The organism is Ornithinibacillus salinisoli (assembly GCF_042684965.1).
Taxonomy (GTDB): Bacteria; Bacillota; Bacilli; order Bacillales; family Amphibacillaceae; genus Ornithinibacillus; species Ornithinibacillus salinisoli.
On record NZ_JBHUMI010000009.1, the window covers coordinates 66,150 to 87,859 of the forward strand.

The window sequence follows — 21,710 nt, forward strand, 5'->3', positions numbered from 1 at the left end:
AATAGTTCAGATTAATATGTCTTACTTTTGACTATAAATGCAATAAACAATATTATGAAAAGTAAGTATCTATAGAAGGGGGCAGTTGTATATGCAAGGTAAGACAGTAATTGTTACTGGTAGTTCAAGTGGTATGGGGAAATATATGGCAAAAAAATTTGCTGACGAAGGAGCAAATGTTGTACTAACCGGGAGAAAAGCGGATACATTAATGGAGGTAGAGAAAGAGTTAGAAGAAACGGCAACAGGGGAGTTCTTCATATTTCCAATGGATGTAAGGAAACCTGATGATGTAGAACGTTTAGTGAGGGCAACAGACGAACATTTTGGACGCATTGATCATTTAGTAAATAATGCAGCGGGGAATTTCATTTGTGCTGCAGAGGATTTAACTGTGAATGGTTGGAATTCAGTCATTGATATCGTTTTAAATGGTACCTTTTATTGTAGTAGTGCGGTAGGGAAATACTGGATTGAGAAAGAAGTAAAGGGGACCATTTTAAATATGGTTGCTACATATGCTTGGAATGCTGGTGCAGGAGTTATTCATTCTTCCGCCGCCAAAGCGGGCGTATTAAATATGACAAGAACACTAGCTGTTGAATGGGGAACAAAATATGGTATTCGTGTAAACGCAATTGCACCTGGTCCAATTGAACGTACTGGTGGTGCTGATAAATTGTTTGAATCAGAAAAGGCAGCGAAACGAACCATTCAATCTGTGCCTCTTCAACGTTTAGGGCAGCCCGAAGAAATTGCAGAACTAGCATACTTTTTATTATCAGATAAAGCAACTTATATTAATGGTGAAGTGGTGACTATGGATGGGGGACAATGGCTAAATAAATTTCCTTTCTAATCACAAGCGTGCTATCCCTAAGGATAGCACGCTTCTTTATATGACAAAATAAAATATAGAAAAAAAGTGAAACGATGAACCAGCTAATACAAACAAATGCCAAACTGCATGATGGAAACGAAAGGCTCGCCACAGATAAAAGATAGTTCCTATCGTATAGCAAACCCCGCCTAATACTAATAATGTAATGCCGGTTTCATGTATCATATTAGTAAGTGGGTTCCAGGCAATAATAATGAGCCAGCCCATAAGTATATATCCTATTGTTGAAAGTACGATAAATTTTTTCGCGAAAAATATTTTAAATACAATTCCAATTAAGGCAATTCCCCAAACAGTACATAGCAATATCCAGCCATGTTTACCACGTAAATGAACGAGCAAGAAAGGGGTATATGTTCCTGCTATGAAAAGATAAATGCAAGCATGATCAAAGATTAGGAATAAACCCTTCCATTTTCCTTCTGGTAAGCTATGAACGATTGTCGAAGAAAGATACATGAGTAGCATTGTAGAACCAAAAATAGTAACAGATACAATTTGCCATAAATCCCCATCAGGTGAAGCGTAGATGATAAGGAGTACTACTGCAACTATGCTAAAAATAGCTCCGATACCATGTATAACCGCATGTACAATCTCTTCCTGTTTCGAAAATGTATAGACCTTCACGAATGATATCTCCAATTCTCTTCATTTTACATAATTAGTATGTTACGAAAAAAAGCTATCATACATATTAATCACAAGAGTCACATTCTGTATGAAGTTGCGAACTTTCCCCTTCGAGTTGTATTGTGCAGTGCGTAATATGGAATTTTTGGAGAATGAGACGATTGGCTTTGTGTAAGAGTTCATCACGATTGACCTGATCTTCGACCACGATATGACAACTCATCATCGGAACCTCTGAAGTTATAGACCAAACATGTAGATCATGAACATTCTTGACACCGTCCAATGTTAGTAATGCCTTTTTGACGTTATTTATATCAAGGTGCTTTGGTTTTCCTTCCATTAATACATGGATTGTTTCTCTCGTAATACGAAAACCAGAAATAATAATGAGGATTGCAACAATTACACTTGCTATTGGGTCAGCTATATACCAACCAAAAGCAAATATTAATACCCCAGCAATTATTGCGCCTATAGAGCCTAATAAATCGCCTAATACATGAAGTAGAGCACTTCTCACGTTTAGATTCTCTGAAGAACCCCCACGCATTAATAATAGGAACACGCCAATGTTAACTAGTAGTCCGATGATCGCAATAAACATCATATTCGCACTAACATTTGGAGGCGTAACAAAACGGTGCATTGCTTCATAAAATATATATATAGAAATTGCAATTAATGTGACTCCGTTAATAAATGCAGCAATGATTTCGAATCGCTTGTATCCATAGGTTTTGCTGTTGTTAGCTTTCCGTTCTCCAATTTTGAATGCTAACAAACTTAAACCTAAAGCAGCTGCATCACTTAGCATATGCCCGGCATCCGATAGCAATGCGAGACTATTCGTTAAAAAACCTCCAATCACTTCAACAATCATAAAGGTGAAGATAGCAATAAAACTCCAAAATAACACTCTCTTATTGTTTGTATGATGATGGGTATGATTATGGTCATGATGATGTCCCATTATTCCACCTCCTGGTCGCTATGCTTCACATGGTCAATCGTTTGCTCTAATAAATTCATGACATGATAATCGTCTGGAGAGTAATAATACATTGTTTTCTCACGTCGATTTTTTACTAATCGTAGTTGTTTTAAGTATTTCAGTTGATGGGAAATGGTAGACTGTTGCATGTTTAACTGTTTTGAGATTTCATTTACGGATCGTTCTTCATGAAACAAAAGGTGTAATATTTTAACCCTAGTTGGATCTGCCAACGCTTTAAATGTTTGCGAAACATTATTTATAATATCTTCATGAAGTGGCTTATAAGTCACATTAATCAACTCCTATGGTTATATGATCATATGTTCATATTACATAATGTGTTACATAATTTCAAATATCTTTTACAAAACTACTTACAATTTTTTCTCCATTCAAAAGTATGGTAAACTATGGTTAGAGCGTAAAAAACTCCTTTTTGAAGGGTACGTAGTTTGACGATATAAAATAAAAGGAGCGTTTTGTTATGAGCATTCTAGAAGATAAGGAATTAACAACAATTACTGTAGAAGATTTGATGATTCCATCTGAGAAAGTTGCCCATGTTCAAGTAAATAATCCTTTAGAGCATGCATTATTAGTTTTAGTAAAATCAGGGTATTCCGCAGTACCTGTTTTAGATTCATCGTATAAATTAGTAGGAACAATTGGAAAGACGATAATTTTGAATCAAATTCTTGGCCTAGAACGATTTGAAATGGAACGTTTGGCAGATATGCGTGTACAGGAAGTGATGCATACAGATATCCCGCGTTTATCTAGAAAAGACAGTATGTTAGATGGATTAAAAGCTGTAATTGATTATCCGTTCGTCTGTGTGGAAGATGAAGAAGGATATTTTGATGGTATCTTAACTCGGAGAGCCATATTAAAGCATGTAAGACGAGATCTTTATACGACAAAGTACCAATGAAAATAATAACATAGTATTAAAAGGTCCTTGTAATGAAGCAAGGGCTATTTTTATTGTCTCTTTTCGCATATTTTTTATAAACTGTGCCATAACGTAAAAAGATGGCTCGCTTCAGAATAAAGCGCCAAACGGTCGTTCATAGCAGTAATGAAAGCCCGAATGGAGAAAATAAAATGCCATCCGGTCGTTCATAGCAGTGATGAAAGCCCGGATGAGGAGAATAAAATGCCATCCGGTCGTTCATAGCAGTGATGAAAGCCCGAATGAGGAGAATAAAGTGCCAATCGGTCGTTCATAACATTAATGAAAGCCCGAATGAATAGAATAATATGTCAAACAGACGTTCATAACATTAATGAAAGTCAGAATGGGTGAAGAGAAAAAATAACTAATTTTCACATTGCAGTTATTCCGCATTTTACATCAATTACTAATGAAGATTCATTCATGGAATAAATTATTCGTTTAGAGAGGAGACTTTATTTTTAAAAAAACACGCACAGTTGTTGCTTGTCTAATAAGTGTTTGCTAAAGTAAAAAAGAATATATAACTAGGAGGAATTAGTCATGAAGATGATGGATGCAAATGAAATTATTAATTTTATCTCTAATAGTAAGAAGAGCACACCTGTTAAGGTATACATAAAAGGGGTAGACCTAAATTCGTTAACATATAATGACATCCAAGCTTTCATAGAGCAACAAAGTGGTGTCCTTTTTGGGGAGTGGAAAGTTGTTTCTGAATTTTTAGAGCATAACAAAGATAAAATTACAGATTATGTAATAGAAAATGACCGTCGTAACTCGGCAATTCCTCTACTAGATCTAAAAGGAATTAATGCCCGAATTGAGCCAGGTGCTGTTATTCGTGACCAGGTTGATATTGGTGATGGTGTTGTTATCATGATGGGAGCAATGATTAATATTGGAGCTGCAATAGGTGAGGGAACGATGATCGATATGAACGCTGTACTTGGAGGAAGAGCTACTGTCGGGAAGAATTGTCATGTTGGAGCAGGGACAGTACTAGCTGGTGTTATTGAGCCCCCTTCAGCAAAACCGGTTATTGTGGAAGATGATGTTGTCATTGGTGCAAATGTAGTAGTTCTAGAGGGAGTAACCATTGGGAAAGGTGCTATCGTTGCAGCTGGAGCAATTGTGACGAAAGATGTTGCTCCTAACACGCTAGTTGCTGGTACACCTGCAAAAGTATTAAAGGAAATTGATGAGGGAACAAAATCGAAAACGGAAATTAAGCATGAGCTACGTAAGCTAGACAATTAAATAGGAGAATATCATGAAATTTGAAACTTTACAGCAAATAAGGCGAGATTTACATCAAATTCCTGAATTAGGATTTCAAGAAGTGAAAACACAAGCATACGTACTGGAAAAAATTCAAGATATGGCTACAGAACGGGTAGAAGTAGCGAAATGGAGAACAGGAGTCTTAGTCAAAGTTTCTGGAAAAAATCCATCGAAAGTAATCGGTTATCGTTGTGATATGGATGGTCTGCCAATCACAGAAAAAACAAATTATACTTTTTGTTCTACACACGAAGGTCGTATGCATGCTTGTGGGCATGATTTCCATATGACAATTGCTTTAGGAGCATTGCAACATATTATTGAGCATCCGATCCAAGATGACGTTGTAATTCTATTTCAACCAGCTGAAGAAGGACCTGGTGGGGCTTTACCAATGATGTCGTCGGAAGAATTTAAAAGGTGGAAACCTGATTGTATTTTTGCCCTACACATCGCACCAGAACTTCCGGTTGGAACGGTTTCTAGTAAGCCTGGACTATTATTTGCTAACACGAGTGAGTTATTTCTAGATTTTGTTGGAAAGGGTGGCCATGCTGCTTATCCTCATTTAACGAAGGATATGTCTGTTGCGGCCGGGAGTTTCATCTCACAAATCCAGGAAATAATTTCTAGAGGTATCGATCCTTTAGACAGCGCTGTACTAACTATTGGGAAAATGGAAAGTGGTCATGTTCAGAATGCAATTGCTGAGACTGCGCGTTTGGAAGGAACTATTCGAACGCTTCGCCCTGAAACAATAGATATCATAAAAGAAAAACTAGAGTCCATTGTTCGAGGATTTGAAATTAATTTTGATTGTACCATTACCGTTGATTATGGTGCGAATTATTATCAAGTCTATAATCATGATGCATATGTTCATTTGTTTAAAAATGCTATGAAAATTGCAGGAATTACTTTTCACGAGGCTAATAAAGCTATGACAGGTGAAGATTTTGGTTATATGTTAAAGGATATTCCCGGGTTTATGTTTTGGCTGGGGGTGGATTCACCATTTGGCCTACATAATAATCAGTTACAACCTAAGGAGGAATCATTGGTAGTCGGTATAAATGCTGTGGTTTCAACGATAGGTGCGTTATCTAAGTCATAAAGAATTGATGAATATATTACTTCTTCTTGGTAAAACTAACTATGAAAATTTGCATAGCTAGAGGAGTGATATAATGGCACGTATTGGAGTAGAAGGTACACTAACTGATGTGAAAGAAGCATTAATGGAAATGGGTCATGAAGTTATTGATCTACGTTCTGAAGGAGATACTGCACACTGTGATTGTTGTGTGATTTCTGGACAGGACAAGGATGTAATGGGGATGGCAGATACAAGCATTGCAGGTCCTGTAATAAGTGCAGACGGTCAGAATGCTGAGCAGGTTTGCCAAATGGTAAATAATAAATTAAGTTAATAGAAATAAGGCTTTTTCTTTTTAAAGAGAAAGCCTTATTTTGATGAATAAATAAAAAGTTTAGAAAATTTTTGTATGGTTATACTGATTTATGACGATAAAAGTAATAAATACTAAATGAGAATCAATTTAATTGACTTTGTTAAGAAAATCACATAAAATTTTTGTTGGTGTAAAAATATATTAGTTTTTGGAGTGATTACATATGGCAGAAAGAATGGTAGGAAAACAAGCACCACGATTTGAAATGGAAGCAGTTATGCCAAATAAAGAGTTTGGTAAAGTAAGTTTAGAAAACATTATGAAGGAAGACAAATGGACAGTTCTTTTCTTCTATCCAATGGATTTTACTTTCGTATGTCCGACTGAAATTACGGCTATGTCAGATCGTTATGATGAATTTGAAGATCTAGATGCAGAAGTTATTGGTGTGTCAACAGACACAATTCATACGCATAAAGCATGGATTAATACATCCCGTGATGATAATGGGTTAGGTGATCTAGCTTATCCACTTGCAGCAGATACAAATCATGTTGTGTCAAAAGACTATGGTGTTCTACTTGAGGATGAAGGTATTGCATTACGCGGGTTATTTATCATTAACCCTGAAGGTGAACTTCAATATCAAACAGTATTCCATAATAATATTGGCCGTGATGTTGATGAAACACTACGTGTACTGCAAGCATTACAAACTGGTGGACTATGCCCTGCAAACTGGAAACCAGGTCAAGAAACATTATAAGTTTCTGGAAATTTTTTAAAAGAACTTGAATATGATACAGAAGCTGACCATTTGTAATATACATTTTTAACTTTTTTTGGTCAGCTTCTTTTTGATATAATATAGGGAGGAACAAATACATGAGGTTAAGAGCTCAGATGCCTGAATTGGAAGGTGCAACAACTTGGTATAATAGTAAACCTATTATGAAAGCTGATTTATTAGGTGGTAAACCAACACTAATTCATTTTTGGTCTGTTAGCTGTGGTCTTTGTAAGGAAGCGATGCCGAATGTTAACGAATTCCGTGATGAGTATAAAGAGGAACTAAACGTAATTGCTGTTCATATGCCTCGTTCGGAAAAAGATTTGGACTTAGACCAAGTAAAACAGGTTGCAGAAGAACATGATATTACACAACCTTTATTTGTTGATAATGCACATAAGTTGACAGATGCTTTCGAAAATCAATACGTTCCTGCATATTATGTGTTTGACGAAGAAGGTAAGTTACGACATTTCCAAGCCGGCGGCGGTGGTATGAAAATGCTACGCAAGCGAGTAAACCGCGTCTTAGGAAAAACAGATAAATAATATAGTTAGGATAACCTTGGCGTCAGCTAAGGTTATTTTTTTATGGGTAAACATGTCCTAGATATTAAATTCATCCTAATTTAAAAGTAAATAAAAAAATTTTAAAAAATTTGAGCAAAATATATGGCAATTTATTTCGGCAACCGTTATATTAGTTATTACGGATATAAATAACTTCACGAGGGAGGGGCTAATTTGGATACATTTAAAAAACTAAAGCGATTTTATTGGCCGCACAGAAAGTATTTTTTCATATCTTTATTTTTCTTGTTTTTTGTAACGGCTATAACGGTTGTGTATCCGGTCATATTACAGTTAACAATTGATGAAGTAGTGGCAAAGGAGAGGTATTCCTTAATTCCTTACATCGCAATTGGATTTCTAGTACTTATGTTAATAAAGGGGATATCAACGTATCAACATCAATACTTGGGGGACCTATTTGGGATTAAAACGGTATATCATGTTAGAGATTCCCTATACAAAAAACTTCAAGTATTATCTTTTAAGTATTACGATAACGCGAAAACAGGGGATATTATGTCCCGCTTAACAGCTGATGTCGAAGGTTTTCGATTCTTTCTATCTGCTGGATTTGCTGAATTAATTCGTATTACTTTATTGATTGTACTAAGCTTGAGTGTCATGTTTTACTACTCTGTCCCACTTACATTAGTTACAATGGCAGCTATGCCATTTTTAGTACTTGTAGTATTGCGTTTTGATAAGCGTGTACACCCTGCATTCCGTAGTATTCGTAAATCTTTTGGTAGGTTAAATACGAGGGTACAAGAAAATATAAGTGGCATGCAGACGGTAAAATCATTGTCTAGGGAAGATTTTGAGATTGGAAGGTTTTCTGGTAGTAATGATGACTATCGTCAAAACTTTATCAAAACATCGAACATCTGGGCGAAATACTTTCCACTTATGGAGTTTATCGGTAATTTTTGTGCGGTGGCACTACTTGCATTTGGCGGGTATTTAGTAATTTCAGGTCAACTTCAACCTGGAGCATTGATAGCATTCTTTAGTTTAGTTTGGTATATTATGGGACCACTAATGAACCTCGGTTTTGTAGTTAACCAGTTTTCTCAAGCAAAGGCATCAGGTGAAAGATTACTTGAAATCTTGGAAGGAAAAGAAGACATAGTTGAAAAAGACAATGCAATGGACACACCAATTAAAGGTCATGTGACTTTTAAAGATGTTACGTTGACATATGTAAAAGATGATGACGAAGCATTAAAGAATATAAATTTTGATGCACCATCAGGTAAGGTAATTGGCTTAATTGGTTCTACTGGATCCGGGAAGACGAGTATTACGCAGCTAATTACACGATTTTATGAACCTGAAACTGGGGAAGTGCTAGTGGATGGTCGACCAGTTTCTGATTACAAGATCAAAACTTTACGTAAATATATTGGGTTTGTTCTACAAGAATCGTTCTTATTCTCAACAACGATCCGTGAAAACATTGCCTATGGTAATCCAAATGTGACAGAGGACCAGATTATCGATGCAGCAAAACGAGCACAAGCACATGATTTTATTATGGAGATGCCTAAAGGTTATGACACCTTATTAGGTGAAAGAGGAATGGGACTTTCTGGTGGGCAAAAACAGCGTATTGCGATTGCTCGTGCTATTTGTATCAATCCTAGTATCCTTGTGTTAGATGATGCAACTTCTGCTGTAGATATGGAAACAGAATTTAAAATCCAAAAAGCGTTGAAAGAAGTAATGAAGGGTAGAACTTCATTTATCATTGCACATCGAATTTCTTCATTAAAGCATGCCGATGAAATATTGGTATTAGAAGATGGTAAAATCGTAGAGCGTGGAACACATGATGAATTAGTACAGAATAATGGTCAGTATCAACGTATTTATGATATTCAATATCAGGACAGAGATGCAATCATGAATACGTCAACGGTTTAAGAAGGGGGGAGAAATGATGTCAGATGCTACAACACAAGAGCAAAAAGATCGTCATTTGAAACGATTTCATTACACGATCGATCAAGCCATTGAAAAGCCTTTTAACTGGCAGCAAATATGGCGTTTACTTACTTATTTAAAACCATATACAAAAACCTATTTGCTAGGGGCAATCATTGCTATGATTGTTTCTACAGCAGTTCGACTAACTGTACCAATACTTATTGGTAAGGTTGCTATTGATGTTGCCATCGAAAATGAAGATCCGACATTACTAACATATTTAGTGATTGGAATAGGAGTTCTCTATTTAATCAATTATATTGGTAATGTCTATCGAATCAAATGGGTGAATTTATTAGGACAGAACGTCATTTATGATTTGCGTCAGCATTTATTTACTCATGTACAACGATTATCACATCGTTTCTTTGATAATAGATCGGCAGGATCCATCTTAGTAAGAATCATGAATGATACGAACTCCTTACAAGAGTTGTTCACAAATGGGATAATCAATTTATTAATGGATATTGCAACTTTATTAGGTATTATTATTATCTTAGTAACACTAAGTCCTAAGCTAGCATTAGCTGTCATGATTGTGTTGCCTTTAATGTTTTATATTTCAACCAAGCTTCGACGAAATATTCGTCGTTCATGGCAGGATGTTCGTATTCAACAATCACGAATGAACTCTCATTTGAATGAAAGTATTCAAGGGATTCGAATTACCCAATCTTTCTCACAAGAAAAAGAAAACACGGAATTCTTTAATGGTGTGAATACAGAAAACTTCAAAAGCTGGAGAAATGCATCAAAGAAAAGTGCCATGTTCCGTCCATTTGTTGAAATGAGTAATGCAGTTGGAACCGTAGTATTAATCACCTATGGGGCTCATCTAATCATATTAGGGCTAGATGATGGGGGAATTACGCTGGGTACATTTGTATCATTCGCCTTTTTCTTAGGAATGTTCTGGGATCCAATATCAAGATTAGGCCAGGTATATAACCAACTATTAATGGCAATGGCTTCATCAGAGCGTATTTTCGAATATCTAGATGAACAGCCAAATGTTGAGGAGATAGACCATGCTTATGAATTTGGAGAAATGAAGGGGCATATTGAATTTGACAAAGTACAATTCTCCTATGATAGTGAACGAATTGCTTTGCATGAAATATCACTGGAAATGAAAGCTGGAGAAACAATTGCACTAGTAGGTCATACGGGTAGTGGGAAATCTACCATTGCCAATTTAATTAGCCGTTTTTATGACCCTACAATAGGTGAGGTTAAAATAGATGGCCATAATTTAAGAAATGTTAAATTAAGTAGTTTACGTCAACATATCAGTGTCGTATTACAGGATACGTTTATTTTCTCAGGGACTATTATGGAAAACATACGATTTGGTCGTCCAGATGCATCGGATGAGGAAGTTATCGATGCAGCTAAAGTCGTTGGAGCGAACGAGTTTATTGAACGCTTAGCAAATGGCTATCAAACCGAGGTCGAAGAAAGAGGTAATATACTATCTGCTGGAGAGAGACAATTACTGTCCTTTGCACGTGCTTTATTAGCAAATCCAAGTATTATTATTCTAGATGAAGCAACAGCGAGTATTGATACAGAAACGGAAGTGAAAATACAAAAGGCTTTACGCAAACTATTAAATGGTCGAACAGCAATTATTATTGCTCACCGTTTATCGACTATTCGAGAGTCGGACAATATCTTTGTATTGGAAAACGGAAAAATATTGGAAAATGGAAATCATGAAGAGCTGATGGATCTGAAAGGTGAGTATTATCAATTAGTAAAATCACAATTTCAAATGTTAGATGCTATGTAACAAGAGAAGCAATCTCAATAAAAGAGATTGCTTCTTTTTATCTTTCTTGATACAGTAATAAAGTATTAATCGTTATATTCTATGGTATAAGAACACCAAGGATTGAAAATTTACTATTAAGTACATAAACAAAGTATGATATGTATGGAGGAAATAGTATGAAGAGAGAATTTGCAGTAATAGGATTAGGAAGATTTGGTGGAAGTATTTGTCGTGAATTGAGTAGGGAAGGGATGGAAGTATTAGCAATCGATAGTGATGATGATAAAGTGCATGAATTTAAAAATATAGCATCTCACGCTGTAATTGCTGATTCAACAGATGAGGCAACTTTAAAAGATTTAGGCATTAAAAATATTGACCATGTCATTGTTGCGATAGGAGATAATATTCAAGCAAGTATTTTAACTACAGTTATTCTTCATGACTTGGGGATAAGAAGAATTACTGTCAAGGCGCAAAATGATTATCATGAAAAAATATTGAATAAAATTGGTGCGGACCATGTTGTGCACCCAGAGCGAGATATGGGTAAACGAATTGCTCATAGTATTATCTCGAATAATATTCTAGACTATCTGGAACTATCGGATGATCACAGTATTGTAGAAGTTAAGGCTGGTCAAAAAATCATTGGTCGTACACTCGTTGACCTAGATATACGTGCGAGATATGGGTGTAACGTTGTTGCTATTAAGCAAGGTAAAGAAATTAATGTGTCGCCAGCAGCGGATGAAATAATGAGAGAAGATGATGTACTCATCGTTATCGGTGCGGATAAAGACATTTCCCGTTTTGAAAAGCAATTAGTTATTGATGATGACTAAATATTATTAATGAGAAGGGGGGACGTTTTGAATGATTTTCAAAACGTCCCCCCTTATTTTTTATTTTATATTTCCATAATGATTGGTAATATCATCGGTCTACGCTTTGTCTTTTCGTATAAGAATGGAGCGATCGTATCGATAATCTCATTCTTAATTTCGGACCATTGCGTTGTTTTTCTTTCCATAACTTTATTTAGGTGGGATGCTACTAATTTTTGAGCTTCATTTATTAAGTCCTCTGATTCCCGCATGTAGACAAATCCACGAGAAATTATATCTGGTCCTGCAGCAACTTTAAATTCCTTCATATTGATGCTGACTACGACTATAACTAATCCTTCTTCAGATAGAATTCTACGATCTCTAAGAACAATATTTCCGATATCACCGATACCACTACCATCAACATAGATAGATCCAGATGGTATTTTACCTGCAACGGTTGCATTATCTTTACCGAGAGCTAATACATCACCATTATCCATAACAAAAGTATTGTCTAATGGTACACCACAAAGTTCACCTAATTTTGTATGTTCTTTTAACATTCGGTATTCACCGTGTATAGGCATGAAATATTTTGGATTCATCAGTCTTAACATCAGTTTTTGTTCTTCTTGACTACCATGACCAGATGTATGGATATCACTTAATTTACCGTGAATGACATCTGCACCTGCACGGTAGAGCTTATTGATTGTCCGGCTAACACTAATTGTATTTCCAGGGATTGGAGAGGATGAAAATACAACCGTATCACCAGGTATAATTTGAATTTGTCTATGTGTACCATTGGCAATTCGTGAAAGTGCAGCCATCGGCTCACCTTGAGATCCTGTACAAAGAATGGTTACTTCATTCGCTGGAAGGCGATTTATTTGATTTGCTTCAATAAATGTATCTTTAGGAGCTTGAATGTACCCTAATTCTTGTCCTAATTTAATCGCTGATTCCATACTACGACCAAATACAGCGATTTTACGGTTATGTTTTACTGCAGCACCTACCACTTGCTGTAATCGGTAAATATTAGAAGCGAAGGTTGCAAAAATAAGTCTGCCGTCTACACGACCAAAAATATCATTGATGTTTCCTTCAACTACTTTTTCAGACATTGTAAAGCCGGGTATCTCACTGTTTGTACTATCAGAAAGTAAACATAATACGCCTTCTTTACCTATTTCAGCCATTTTAGCCAAATTAGCTGGTTCACCAATCGGAGTAAAGTCAAACTTGAAATCTCCTGTATGAACAATATTTCCTGGAGGTGTCTTCACAACAACACCATAAGAATCTGGAATACTATGTGTCGTACGGTAAAAGCTAACAGATGTTTTACGGAATTTTATTACATCATCTTCTTGAATGGTATTTAATTTTGCATTTCTTAATAGTCCATGTTCTTCTAATTTATTTCTAATTAATCCAATCGCAAGTTTACCTGCGTAAATTGGTACATTTATTTCGCGTAGAAGATACGGGATACCGCCAATATGGTCTTCATGACCATGTGTAACAATTAAGCCTTTAATTTTTTCTTGATTTTGCACGAGATAGGTGTAATCAGGAATTACATAATCTATTCCAAGTAGTTCATCTTCAGGGAATTTTATTCCCGCATCAATTAAAATTATCTCATCTTGGAACTGTACACCATATGTGTTTTTACCTATTTCTCCTAGTCCGCCTAGGGCAAAGACAGCTGCTTGATCATTTTTTACAAATTTCATAGTCTATACATTCTCCGTCGTAAAATTTTCGTCTTGTTTTTCATAATCTAAATGTGATTCATTAAGCTCCTGAATAAACTCAATGTTATAATTGCGATCACTCAAATTTCTTCTAACTGCTTTTTTAGATCCTGCCTCAATATAAAGGCTTTTTGTGCGTTCACGTACTGGAACTTCGTACGATGATTCTTGATATAGTACTTTGTAAATCATTTCATCTCTCCTTAGTTATGTTTATTTCTTTATAATACCATCCATTTTAATCGTAAAACAATCTGATATGTATTATGTTTTTGGCATTACTTAAAAAAGGTTATGCATTATTTGCTATAACGTAACTATGTTTGTATCATTTTTAGTTCCGCTCCATAATACATGATTATCTTAAACAATTTTCCCGTAACTTTCTATTAAATATACATAGATCCCACAATTATATTGTGATTGGTTCATTCCGAATTGGTAGTTATTCTAGAATGTTTCTCGTAAGCGGTAGATAATATTGGTGCAGCTTCAAACAGCTGCACCACCATTTTGAATCACTTAGTCTTTATAAGTTGTGGGTACACGTCCTTGGCCTAAAAAATCCTTCCAGCGTTTTTTTAGCTTTTCTTTTAGGCGTTTTAACATTTTGGACTACAACTCCTTTCAGCGAATTCAAGAAAAGCGAAAAACGTTCTACCGATCCAATCCCTCTTAACTATAGTATAGTACGATTTTAGAAATATTGGAATAAAAATCCCTCTTATATGAAAAAACTTTTTTTTAACTGGTTTTTAATGACATGTAAAAACTAACTATAATATATTACTTGTATGTATATTTTTTACCTACATTCATTTCTTATACATTCGCTAATAATGAAGTTACTAGATAAAAAAACAACAGCTGAAGGATAGCTGTTGTTTTTATTCAATAGCTTTAGCATTTTCTGGAATTGCATAGGGGTTATCATCGTTTATGTGATCATAGAACATAATTCCGTTTAAGTGGTCTACCTCATGCTGAAAAACAATAGCAGCATAATCTCTTAAACGTAATTTTAATTTATTACCATCTAAATCAGTTGCTGTTACTGTGATTCTTGCATAGCGTGGTACATAACCTTCTACATTACGATCAACGGAAAGACACCCTTCACCAGCAGTTAAATAAGCTTTCTCTACAGAATGACTTACTATTTTAGGGTTGAGTAATCCGTAACTGTATAATTTCCCGTTGAGATCTTCAAAATGTAAAGCAACCATCCGTTTCGATACGCCTAGTTGAGGTGCTGCTAAACCTACGCCAGGACGTAAGTTATATTTTGAACAGACTTTTTCATCTTGACTATTTTTTAGATAAGTTAGCATATCATTTAAGAGTTCTAATTCCTCCTCTGATGGTGGAAGTAGTACTTCACCTGCAACTTCTCTTAGTGATGGGTGGCCTTCTCGTACAATGTCGTCCATCATTATCATTTCTTGTCACTCCAAACTTTTTCAATATGAATTCCTGTATGTGTATCAATTCATAAGTTTATCATAAACCATCTAAGTAAATCATAGATTTGCATTAAACAAGCTAATAAATTTTTATTCGTTACTAGTCCTATTTATGTTATACTTGAACTAATTATGAAACATATTTAATTAATTTGAACAGCTATGAAGAGGAGAAGATGCTGCATGACGTTAAAGAAAATTATATTTCCACTTATAATGAGTACTTTTTTTGTGTTAACAGCATGCGGAGAGTCTGTTGATACACAAATATATAATCATTTGGAAGAGGCTGTAAGTCTTGAAAAGGGCTTTGAAGATCAACAAACCGCCATCAATAATCTGGAAAAGAAAGAACAAGAGATTTATGAAAAGATCATTGAATTAGGCATGGATGATTTTGACACAATTAAAGAATTGTCCGTTGAGGCGACTACTGTTATTGATGAGAGAGCAGATAAGATTGAGATCGAAAAAAATAGCATTGATGAATCACGTGTTGAGTTTGAAAAGGCAGAATCATTAATTAATGAAATTGATGATGAAACAGTAAAAGATAAAGCAGAAAATATGTATGAAGTGATGATGGAACGGTATGATGCATATGGAATACTCTACGAAGCTTATATTAACTCATTGAATTTAGAAAGAGAACTGTATGAGATGTTACAAAAGGATGAGATGGATCAGGAAACGTTAACAGCCCATATTGATAAGATAAATGAAAGTTATCAAGTTGTGATTGAAGCAAATGAAACTTTTAACACCTACACTTCTGATTATAACCAACTAAAGAAAGAATATTATGATGTAGCAGATATAAATGTTACCTATGACAACAAAAATTAAATCCGAGCTAGAGAGGCTGTACCAAAAACATTTTAATTGGAAGAACCATCAAAGTAATAAAGCTTTGGTGGTTCTTTTGTAACTTAATAGAGAAAAAGAGAAAGCTAGGCAAACTCATATTTCTAATTGTTTCTATGTGCGATGCCATGTTGTCGAAGCTTTTATTATCTAGCGAGAACAGTACGTAAGGGAAGATTCGGCAAGATGCGAGTGAAATAGATGATACCCATACTCATGGAAAGCGTCTGTCGGTACGGTAATCTACACCAACTTATTATTGGATACATAATTATACTTCAAGAAGAAAAGGGGGCTACCCATATGTCGTGAAACACGACATATGGGCAGCCTTTTTTTGATTGAATAATACAGTTTCAATAACAAATTATAACAGCTTACTATAATGTGGATGATCTGTATCTATTTCCGTAAAACAGTAACAAAAAAATAATAAATCGTAAAACAAACTAGTTGACCGATCGGAACATCATGAGCTAAACTTTAAGTGTATTAAAAATTGTACCAGTATTTTTCTTGATGATTATGTAACAGTTTTTTGGTGTCATTATCTATAATTTTGATTTTGCGTGAAAAATGTACAAAAAAATGGAAAATAGGTACAGATTTTCTAACGTTTTGGGAAGGCTAGAAAAGATAATATAAAAGGATAGAAGAAAGGAAGAGGTGAACTATTTTGAAACACGTACTTGAAAGTGTGGAAAGTCAGTTCGAAATGTTCCAGATTCTTAACGAAGATGGGAAAATAGTAAATAAGGAATACTTACCTGATTTATCAGATGAAGAATTAAAAGAGCTTATGAAGAGAATGGTTTATACGCGCATTCTAGATCAACGCTCTATTGCATTAAACCGTCAAGGACGCTTAGGTTTTTACGCTCCTACTGCTGGTCAAGAAGCATCTCAATTAGGAAGTCATTTTGCTCTTGAAAAAGAAGATTTTATATTACCTGGGTATCGTGATGTACCACAATTAATTTGGCATGGCCTTCCATTATATCAAGCTTTCTTATTCTCAAGAGGACATTTCCATGGAAATCAAATGCCTGAAGGTGTACATGCATTAAGCCCTCAAATTATTATTGGTGCACAATATGTTCAAGCTGCAGGTGTTGGTTTGGGTATGAAAATACGCGGTAAAAAAGCAGTAGCAATTACGTATACTGGTGACGGCGGAACTTCTCAAGGTGATTTCTATGAAGGAATTAACTTTGCTGGGGCTTATGGTGCTAACTGTATTTTCGTTGTGCAAAATAATGGTTTCGCAATTTCTGTTCCTCGTGAAAAGCAAACAGCAGCGAAAACTTTAGCACAAAAAGGAGTCGCAGCTGGTATTGAAGGCCTTCAAGTAGATGGAATGGATGTACTTGCTGTTTACGCAGCAACGAAGCATGCTCGTGATCGTGCAATTAACGGGGAGGGACCAATGTTACTTGAATTGATGACATATCGTTATGGTCCACATACTATGGCTGGAGATGACCCAACACGCTACCGTACATCTGAAATGGATTCGGAGTGGGAGAAAAAAGATCCATTAGTACGTTTCCGGAAATACTTAGAGGGTAAAAAACTCTGGTCTGAAGAAGAAGAGAATAAAGTAATTGAGGAAGCAAAAGAAGAAATTAAAAACGCTATTAAAGAAGCAGATAAATATCCTAAACAAAAAGTAACTGATTTAATTTCAAATATGTATGAGGAACTTCCAGTAAATCTTCAAGAGCAAATGGAAGAATACAAAGCAAAGGAGTCGAAGTAAATCATGGCACAAATGACAATGATTCAAGCAATCACCGAAGCAATGCGCACAGAACTTAAAAATGATGAAAATGTGCTTGTATTTGGTGAAGATGTTGGCCAAAATGGTGGGGTTTTCCGTGCTACAGAAGGCCTGCAAAAAGAATTTGGGGAAGATCGTGTATTTGACACGCCATTAGCTGAATCTGGAATTGGTGGCTTAGCTATTGGTCTTGGTTTACAGGGCTTTCGTCCAGTACCAGAGATTCAGTTCTTCGGCTTTGTTTATGAAGTAATGGACTCTATTAATGGACAAATGGCACGTATGCGTTACCGTTCAGGTGGTACTCATACATCTCCAATTACTGTTCGATCACCTTTTGGTGGGGGAGTACATACTCCTGAACTTCATGCGGACTCATTAGAGGGGTTAGTTGCACAACAACCAGGTCTTAAAGTTGTTATACCTTCCACTCCTTATGATGCGAAAGGATTATTAATATCTTCAATCCGTGATAATGATCCAGTAATTTTCTTAGAACATATGAAGCTTTATCGTTCATTCCGAGGAGAAGTGCCTGAAGAGGAATATACGATTGAATTAGGGAAAGCTGATGTAAAACGAGAAGGTAAAGACGTTACAATCGTTACTTATGGAGCAATGGTTCATGCTTCATTGAAAGCAGCTGAAGAACTTGAAAAAGATGGAGTTAGCGTCGAAGTTATTGATTTACGTACAGTATCACCAATTGATACGGAAACAATTGTAGAATCAGTTAAGAAAACAAATCGTGTTGTTATTGTTCAAGAAGCACAACGTCAAGCAGGTATGGCAGCCCATATCACTGCAGAAATTCAAGAACGAGCAATTTTACATCTGGAAGCACCAATTTTACGTGTTACAGCACCAGATACAGTATACTCATTCTCTGAAGCAGAAGAAGTATGGCTACCAAATCATAAAGACATCGTAGAAAAAGTAAACAACGTAATGAATTTCTAAAAGGAGGTAGTATAATGGCATTTGTATTTAAATTGCCGGATATAGGTGAAGGAATTCACGAAGGTGAAATCGTTAAATGGTTTGTAAAAGAAGGCGATGAAATAAAAGAAGATGACGTACTTTGTGAGGTGCAAAATGATAAAGCTGTCGTTGAAATCCCATCTCCAGTTGAGGGTAAAGTTACGAAATTACATGTAGAAGAGGGAACAGTCGCTGTCGTAGGTGACAGCCTTATATCTTTTGATGCAGAAGGTTATGAAGATGAAGGTGATGAAACTCCAGAAACGGAAGAAAAACAGGAGCAAGCACCGACGGAATCACCTAAAGCAGATACCGAACAAACAATGGATGAGCAAGCAGATGATAAACGTGTGATCGCAATGCCATCTGTTCGTAAATATGCTCGTGATAATAACGTAAATATTCGCCAAGTATCTGGATCTGGAAGAAATGGACGTATTGTCAAAGAAGATATTGACAGCTACTTAAATGGTGGTCAACCAACTGAAGCTTCTGAAACTGCTGAAGAACCAGTACAAGAAGATACTACTGCAAAGACTGCAGCACCAACTGTACCAGCAGGCGACTATCCTGAAACACGTGAGAAAATGAGTGCGATTCGTAAATCTATTGCTAAAGCAATGGTTAATTCGAAAACAAAAGCACCTCACGTAACATTACTTGATGAAGTAGATGTAACTGAGTTAGTAGCACATCGCAAGAAATTTAAAGCTGTTGCAGCAGAGCAAGAAATTAAATTAACTTACTTGCCATACGTTGTTAAAGCAATTGTATCTGCATTGAGACAATTCCCAATACTAAATGCTTCAATTGACGATGCAACGGATGAAATTGTTCAAAAACATTATTACAATATTGGTATTGCAGCAGATACAGAAAAAGGTTTACTAGTACCAGTTGTAAAAGATGCCGATCGTAAGTCCATTTTCACAATATCATCAGAAATCAATGAATTGGCAGATAAGGCAAGAAGTGGTAAACTTAGCCCTGAAGAGATGAAAGGTGCATCAAGTACAATTACGAATATTGGATCAGCTGGCGGACAATGGTTTACTCCGGTTATTAATTATCCAGAAGCTGCAATTTTAGGTATTGGCCGTATTGCTGAAAAGCCAATCGTACGTGATGGAGAAATTGTTGTTGCTCCAGTACTTGCATTATCATTGAGCTTCGATCACCGTATTGTTGACGGTGCTACAGCTCAGCATGCCCTAAATCAAATCAAGCGTTTATTGAGTGATCCACAATTAATCATGATGGAGGCGTAAGGTTATGGTAGTAGGAGATTTCCCAATTGAATTAGACACATTAGTTGTTGGAGCGGGTCCTGGTGGCTATGTAGCTGCTATACGTGCTGCACAACTGGGACAAAAAGTTACGATTGTTGATAAAGGTTCTCTAGGTGGAGTTTGCTTGAATGTTGGATGTATTCCTTCAAAAGCATTAATTCAAGCAGGTCACCAAGTAGAAAATGCACATGGAAGTGCTGATCTTGGTATCTCTACGGAAAAGGTTTCTGTAGATTTCTCTAAAGTCCAAGAATGGAAAGCTTCAGTAGTAAATAAATTAACTTCTGGTGTGGAAGGACTTTTAAAAGGAAATAAAGTAGATATCGTTAGTGGTGAAGTTTACTTTGTAGATAAAAATACGGCTAAAGTGATGGATGATAAAAACTCTCAAACCTATACATTTAATAACTGTATTATTGCAACAGGTTCATCACCAATCGAAATCCCAACATTTAAGTTTTCTGATCGTGTACTAGATTCAACTGGTGCATTAAACTTAGACGAAATTCCGAAAAAGATGGTTGTTATCGGTGCTGGATATGTTGGTAGTGAACTTGGTTCAGCGTATGCTAACTTCGGTACAGAAGTTGTTTTCCTTGAGGGTGCAAAAGACATTCTAAGTGGCTTCGAAAAACAAATGACACAACTAGTTAAAAAGCGCTTGAAGAAAAAAGGTGCTACCATCATTACAGAAGCGATGGCTAAAGGTGTAGAAGAAACAAAAGATGGCGTGAAAGTTACGTATGAAGCTAAAGGCAAAGAGGAAACAGTTGAGGCTGACTATGTATTAGTTACGGTTGGTCGTCGCCCTAATACAGAAGAAATTGGATTAGAGCAAGTTGGTATTGAAATGACAGACCGTGGTCTTGTAAAAGTGGATAAACAATGTCGCACTAATGTAGATAATATCTATGCAATCGGTGATATTGTTGATGGACCTCCACTTGCACACAAAGCTTCTTATGAAGGTAAAATTGCAGCAGAAGCAATTAGTGGCGAGAAATCTGAAATTGATTATATCGGTATTCCTGCTGTAGCATTTACGGAACCTGAATTAGCGACTGTTGGTATGAGTGAAGCAGAAGCAAAAGAAGCTGGTTATGAAGTGAAAGTTGCTAAATTCCCATTTGCAGCTAATGGCCGTGCATTATCGTTAAATAATAGTGACGGATTCTTAAAACTTGTTACACGTAAAGAGGATGGACTTGTTCTAGGTGGTCAAATTGCTGGACCTAATGCAAGTGATATGATTTCTGAAGTAGGGCTAGCTGTAGAAGCTGGTATGACTGCAGAAGATCTTGCACTTACAATCCATGCACATCCAACTTTAGGTGAAATTACAATGGAGGCTGCTGAAGTAGCTTTAGGTACTCCAATTCATATGTTATAAGTTGAAAATATAAAAAAGAGTTGTGCGGAGGTACCGT

Annotated in this window: 21 protein-coding genes; 15 read left to right on the plus strand and 6 right to left on the minus strand. The window is 35.9% G+C overall.

From position 1 onward, the window contains the following. Nucleotides 1-91 precede the first annotated feature (91 nt). Nucleotides 92-859 (plus strand): 2,4-dienoyl-CoA reductase, encoded by a 768-nt coding sequence (fadH, locus tag ACFSTA_RS05215; RefSeq protein ID WP_377555515.1) that lies wholly within the window; start codon nucleotides 92-94, stop codon nucleotides 857-859. A 36-nt stretch (nucleotides 860-895) separates the two neighbouring features. Here fadH and trhA read toward each other — a convergent pair whose 3' ends face one another. From trhA to ACFSTA_RS05230, 3 genes are all read right to left on the minus strand, one after another. Next, nucleotides 896-1,531 (minus strand): PAQR family membrane homeostasis protein TrhA, encoded by a 636-nt coding sequence (trhA, locus tag ACFSTA_RS05220; RefSeq protein ID WP_377555516.1) that lies wholly within the window; start codon nucleotides 1,529-1,531, stop codon nucleotides 896-898. A gap of 67 nt (nucleotides 1,532-1,598) precedes the next feature. Further along, a complete protein-coding gene (locus ACFSTA_RS05225) occupies nucleotides 1,599-2,507 on the minus strand; it encodes a cation diffusion facilitator family transporter (protein ID WP_377555517.1) in 909 nt (302 codons plus the stop codon). Next, on the minus strand, nucleotides 2,507-2,821 hold the full coding sequence (locus tag ACFSTA_RS05230; RefSeq protein WP_377555518.1) for an ArsR/SmtB family transcription factor: 315 nt from the start codon (nucleotides 2,819-2,821) through the stop codon (nucleotides 2,507-2,509). Before ACFSTA_RS05230 ends, ACFSTA_RS05225 begins: the two co-directional genes overlap by 1 nt. Before the next feature lie 194 nt (nucleotides 2,822-3,015). On the opposite strand from ACFSTA_RS05230, the gene cbpB reads away from it, so the two are divergent. The 9 genes from cbpB (at nucleotide 3,016) to ACFSTA_RS05275 (ending at nucleotide 12,152) form a co-directional block, all read left to right on the plus strand. Beyond that, on the plus strand, nucleotides 3,016-3,462 hold the full coding sequence (gene cbpB, locus ACFSTA_RS05235; RefSeq protein WP_377555519.1) for a cyclic-di-AMP-binding protein CbpB: 447 nt from the start codon (nucleotides 3,016-3,018) through the stop codon (nucleotides 3,460-3,462). Between the two features lie 567 nt (nucleotides 3,463-4,029). Next, the gene (gene dapD / locus ACFSTA_RS05240; RefSeq protein WP_377555520.1) at nucleotides 4,030-4,746 is read left to right on the plus strand and encodes a 2,3,4,5-tetrahydropyridine-2,6-dicarboxylate N-acetyltransferase; all 717 of its coding nucleotides are present in this window, start codon (nucleotides 4,030-4,032) and stop codon (nucleotides 4,744-4,746) included. A 13-nt stretch (nucleotides 4,747-4,759) separates the two neighbouring features. Beyond that, nucleotides 4,760-5,884 (plus strand): N-acetyldiaminopimelate deacetylase, encoded by a 1,125-nt coding sequence (locus tag ACFSTA_RS05245; protein WP_377555521.1) that lies wholly within the window; start codon nucleotides 4,760-4,762, stop codon nucleotides 5,882-5,884. Nucleotides 5,885-5,957: 73 nt separating this feature from the next. Next, on the plus strand, nucleotides 5,958-6,200 hold the full coding sequence (locus ACFSTA_RS05250; protein ID WP_377555522.1) for a YkuS family protein: 243 nt from the start codon (nucleotides 5,958-5,960) through the stop codon (nucleotides 6,198-6,200). 205 nt (nucleotides 6,201-6,405) lie between these two features. Beyond that, complete coding sequence (locus tag ACFSTA_RS05255) at nucleotides 6,406-6,948, plus strand: peroxiredoxin (protein ID WP_377555523.1); 543 nt, start codon at nucleotides 6,406-6,408, stop codon at nucleotides 6,946-6,948. A gap of 119 nt (nucleotides 6,949-7,067) precedes the next feature. Then, the gene (locus ACFSTA_RS05260) at nucleotides 7,068-7,520 is read left to right on the plus strand and encodes a TlpA family protein disulfide reductase (protein WP_377555524.1); all 453 of its coding nucleotides are present in this window, start codon (nucleotides 7,068-7,070) and stop codon (nucleotides 7,518-7,520) included. 195 nt (nucleotides 7,521-7,715) lie between these two features. Continuing rightward, complete coding sequence (locus ACFSTA_RS05265; RefSeq protein WP_377555526.1) at nucleotides 7,716-9,467, plus strand: ABC transporter ATP-binding protein; 1,752 nt, start codon at nucleotides 7,716-7,718, stop codon at nucleotides 9,465-9,467. A gap of 16 nt (nucleotides 9,468-9,483) precedes the next feature. Beyond that, entirely contained in the window at nucleotides 9,484-11,325 is a 1,842-nt protein-coding gene (locus ACFSTA_RS05270) for an ABC transporter ATP-binding protein (RefSeq protein ID WP_377555527.1), read from the plus strand. A gap of 158 nt (nucleotides 11,326-11,483) precedes the next feature. Further along, nucleotides 11,484-12,152, plus strand: a complete 669-nt coding sequence (locus ACFSTA_RS05275; RefSeq protein WP_377555528.1) for a potassium channel family protein — start codon at nucleotides 11,484-11,486, stop codon at nucleotides 12,150-12,152. Nucleotides 12,153-12,217: 65 nt separating this feature from the next. Here ACFSTA_RS05275 and rnjA read toward each other — a convergent pair whose 3' ends face one another. The 3 genes from rnjA to def all read right to left on the minus strand — a co-directional run bounded on the left by rnjA (nucleotide 12,218) and on the right by def (nucleotide 15,345). After that, a complete protein-coding gene (gene rnjA / locus ACFSTA_RS05280; protein ID WP_377555529.1) occupies nucleotides 12,218-13,885 on the minus strand; it encodes a ribonuclease J1 in 1,668 nt (555 codons plus the stop codon). Between the two features lie 3 nt (nucleotides 13,886-13,888). Then, nucleotides 13,889-14,098: a DNA-dependent RNA polymerase subunit epsilon gene (locus tag ACFSTA_RS05285; RefSeq protein ID WP_377555531.1), complete on the minus strand. Its 210-nt coding sequence runs from the start codon at nucleotides 14,096-14,098 to the stop codon at nucleotides 13,889-13,891. 695 nt (nucleotides 14,099-14,793) lie between these two features. After that, the gene (def, locus tag ACFSTA_RS05290; RefSeq protein WP_377555532.1) at nucleotides 14,794-15,345 is read right to left on the minus strand and encodes a peptide deformylase; all 552 of its coding nucleotides are present in this window, start codon (nucleotides 15,343-15,345) and stop codon (nucleotides 14,794-14,796) included. Nucleotides 15,346-15,552: 207 nt separating this feature from the next. On the opposite strand from def, the gene ACFSTA_RS05295 reads away from it, so the two are divergent. The 5 genes from ACFSTA_RS05295 (at nucleotide 15,553) to lpdA (ending at nucleotide 21,673) form a co-directional block, all read left to right on the plus strand. Then, complete coding sequence (locus ACFSTA_RS05295) at nucleotides 15,553-16,215, plus strand: YkyA family protein (RefSeq protein ID WP_377555533.1); 663 nt, start codon at nucleotides 15,553-15,555, stop codon at nucleotides 16,213-16,215. 733 nt (nucleotides 16,216-16,948) lie between these two features. Then, nucleotides 16,949-17,992 carry a pyruvate dehydrogenase (acetyl-transferring) E1 component subunit alpha gene (gene pdhA, locus ACFSTA_RS05300; RefSeq protein WP_377555761.1) on the plus strand — a complete coding sequence of 348 codons (1,044 nt, stop codon included), beginning with the start codon at nucleotides 16,949-16,951 and terminating at the stop codon, nucleotides 17,990-17,992. Nucleotides 17,993-17,995: 3 nt separating this feature from the next. Continuing rightward, nucleotides 17,996-18,973, plus strand: coding sequence for an alpha-ketoacid dehydrogenase subunit beta (locus ACFSTA_RS05305; protein ID WP_377555534.1), 978 nt, complete (start codon nucleotides 17,996-17,998; stop codon nucleotides 18,971-18,973). Nucleotides 18,974-18,987: 14 nt separating this feature from the next. Further along, the gene (locus ACFSTA_RS05310; protein WP_377555535.1) at nucleotides 18,988-20,262 is read left to right on the plus strand and encodes a dihydrolipoamide acetyltransferase family protein; all 1,275 of its coding nucleotides are present in this window, start codon (nucleotides 18,988-18,990) and stop codon (nucleotides 20,260-20,262) included. A gap of 4 nt (nucleotides 20,263-20,266) precedes the next feature. Then, nucleotides 20,267-21,673 carry a dihydrolipoyl dehydrogenase gene (gene lpdA / locus ACFSTA_RS05315; protein ID WP_377555536.1) on the plus strand — a complete coding sequence of 469 codons (1,407 nt, stop codon included), beginning with the start codon at nucleotides 20,267-20,269 and terminating at the stop codon, nucleotides 21,671-21,673. The last annotated feature ends 37 nt before the right edge of the window (nucleotides 21,674-21,710 follow it).

Coding starts and splice junctions, on each gene's coding strand:
- dapD (WP_377555520.1), top strand. CDS start 4,030: ATGAAGATGATGGATGCAAATGAAATTATTAATTTTATCTCTAATAGT.
- cbpB (WP_377555519.1), top strand. CDS start 3,016: ATGAGCATTCTAGAAGATAAGGAATTAACAACAATTACTGTAGAAGAT.
- ACFSTA_RS05250 (WP_377555522.1), top strand. CDS start 5,958: ATGGCACGTATTGGAGTAGAAGGTACACTAACTGATGTGAAAGAAGCA.
- ACFSTA_RS05245 (WP_377555521.1), top strand. CDS start 4,760: ATGAAATTTGAAACTTTACAGCAAATAAGGCGAGATTTACATCAAATT.
- ACFSTA_RS05305 (WP_377555534.1), top strand. CDS start 17,996: ATGGCACAAATGACAATGATTCAAGCAATCACCGAAGCAATGCGCACA.
- ACFSTA_RS05260 (WP_377555524.1), top strand. CDS start 7,068: ATGAGGTTAAGAGCTCAGATGCCTGAATTGGAAGGTGCAACAACTTGG.
- fadH (WP_377555515.1), top strand. CDS start 92: ATGCAAGGTAAGACAGTAATTGTTACTGGTAGTTCAAGTGGTATGGGG.
- rnjA (WP_377555529.1), bottom strand. CDS start 13,885: ATGAAATTTGTAAAAAATGATCAAGCAGCTGTCTTTGCCCTAGGCGGA.
- pdhA (WP_377555761.1), top strand. CDS start 16,949: ATGTTCCAGATTCTTAACGAAGATGGGAAAATAGTAAATAAGGAATAC.
- lpdA (WP_377555536.1), top strand. CDS start 20,267: ATGGTAGTAGGAGATTTCCCAATTGAATTAGACACATTAGTTGTTGGA.
- ACFSTA_RS05270 (WP_377555527.1), top strand. CDS start 9,484: ATGTCAGATGCTACAACACAAGAGCAAAAAGATCGTCATTTGAAACGA.
- ACFSTA_RS05310 (WP_377555535.1), top strand. CDS start 18,988: ATGGCATTTGTATTTAAATTGCCGGATATAGGTGAAGGAATTCACGAA.
- def (WP_377555532.1), bottom strand. CDS start 15,345: ATGATAATGATGGACGACATTGTACGAGAAGGCCACCCATCACTAAGA.
- ACFSTA_RS05285 (WP_377555531.1), bottom strand. CDS start 14,098: ATGATTTACAAAGTACTATATCAAGAATCATCGTACGAAGTTCCAGTA.
- ACFSTA_RS05295 (WP_377555533.1), top strand. CDS start 15,553: ATGACGTTAAAGAAAATTATATTTCCACTTATAATGAGTACTTTTTTT.
- ACFSTA_RS05225 (WP_377555517.1), bottom strand. CDS start 2,507: ATGGGACATCATCATGACCATAATCATACCCATCATCATACAAACAAT.
- ACFSTA_RS05275 (WP_377555528.1), top strand. CDS start 11,484: ATGAAGAGAGAATTTGCAGTAATAGGATTAGGAAGATTTGGTGGAAGT.
- ACFSTA_RS05255 (WP_377555523.1), top strand. CDS start 6,406: ATGGCAGAAAGAATGGTAGGAAAACAAGCACCACGATTTGAAATGGAA.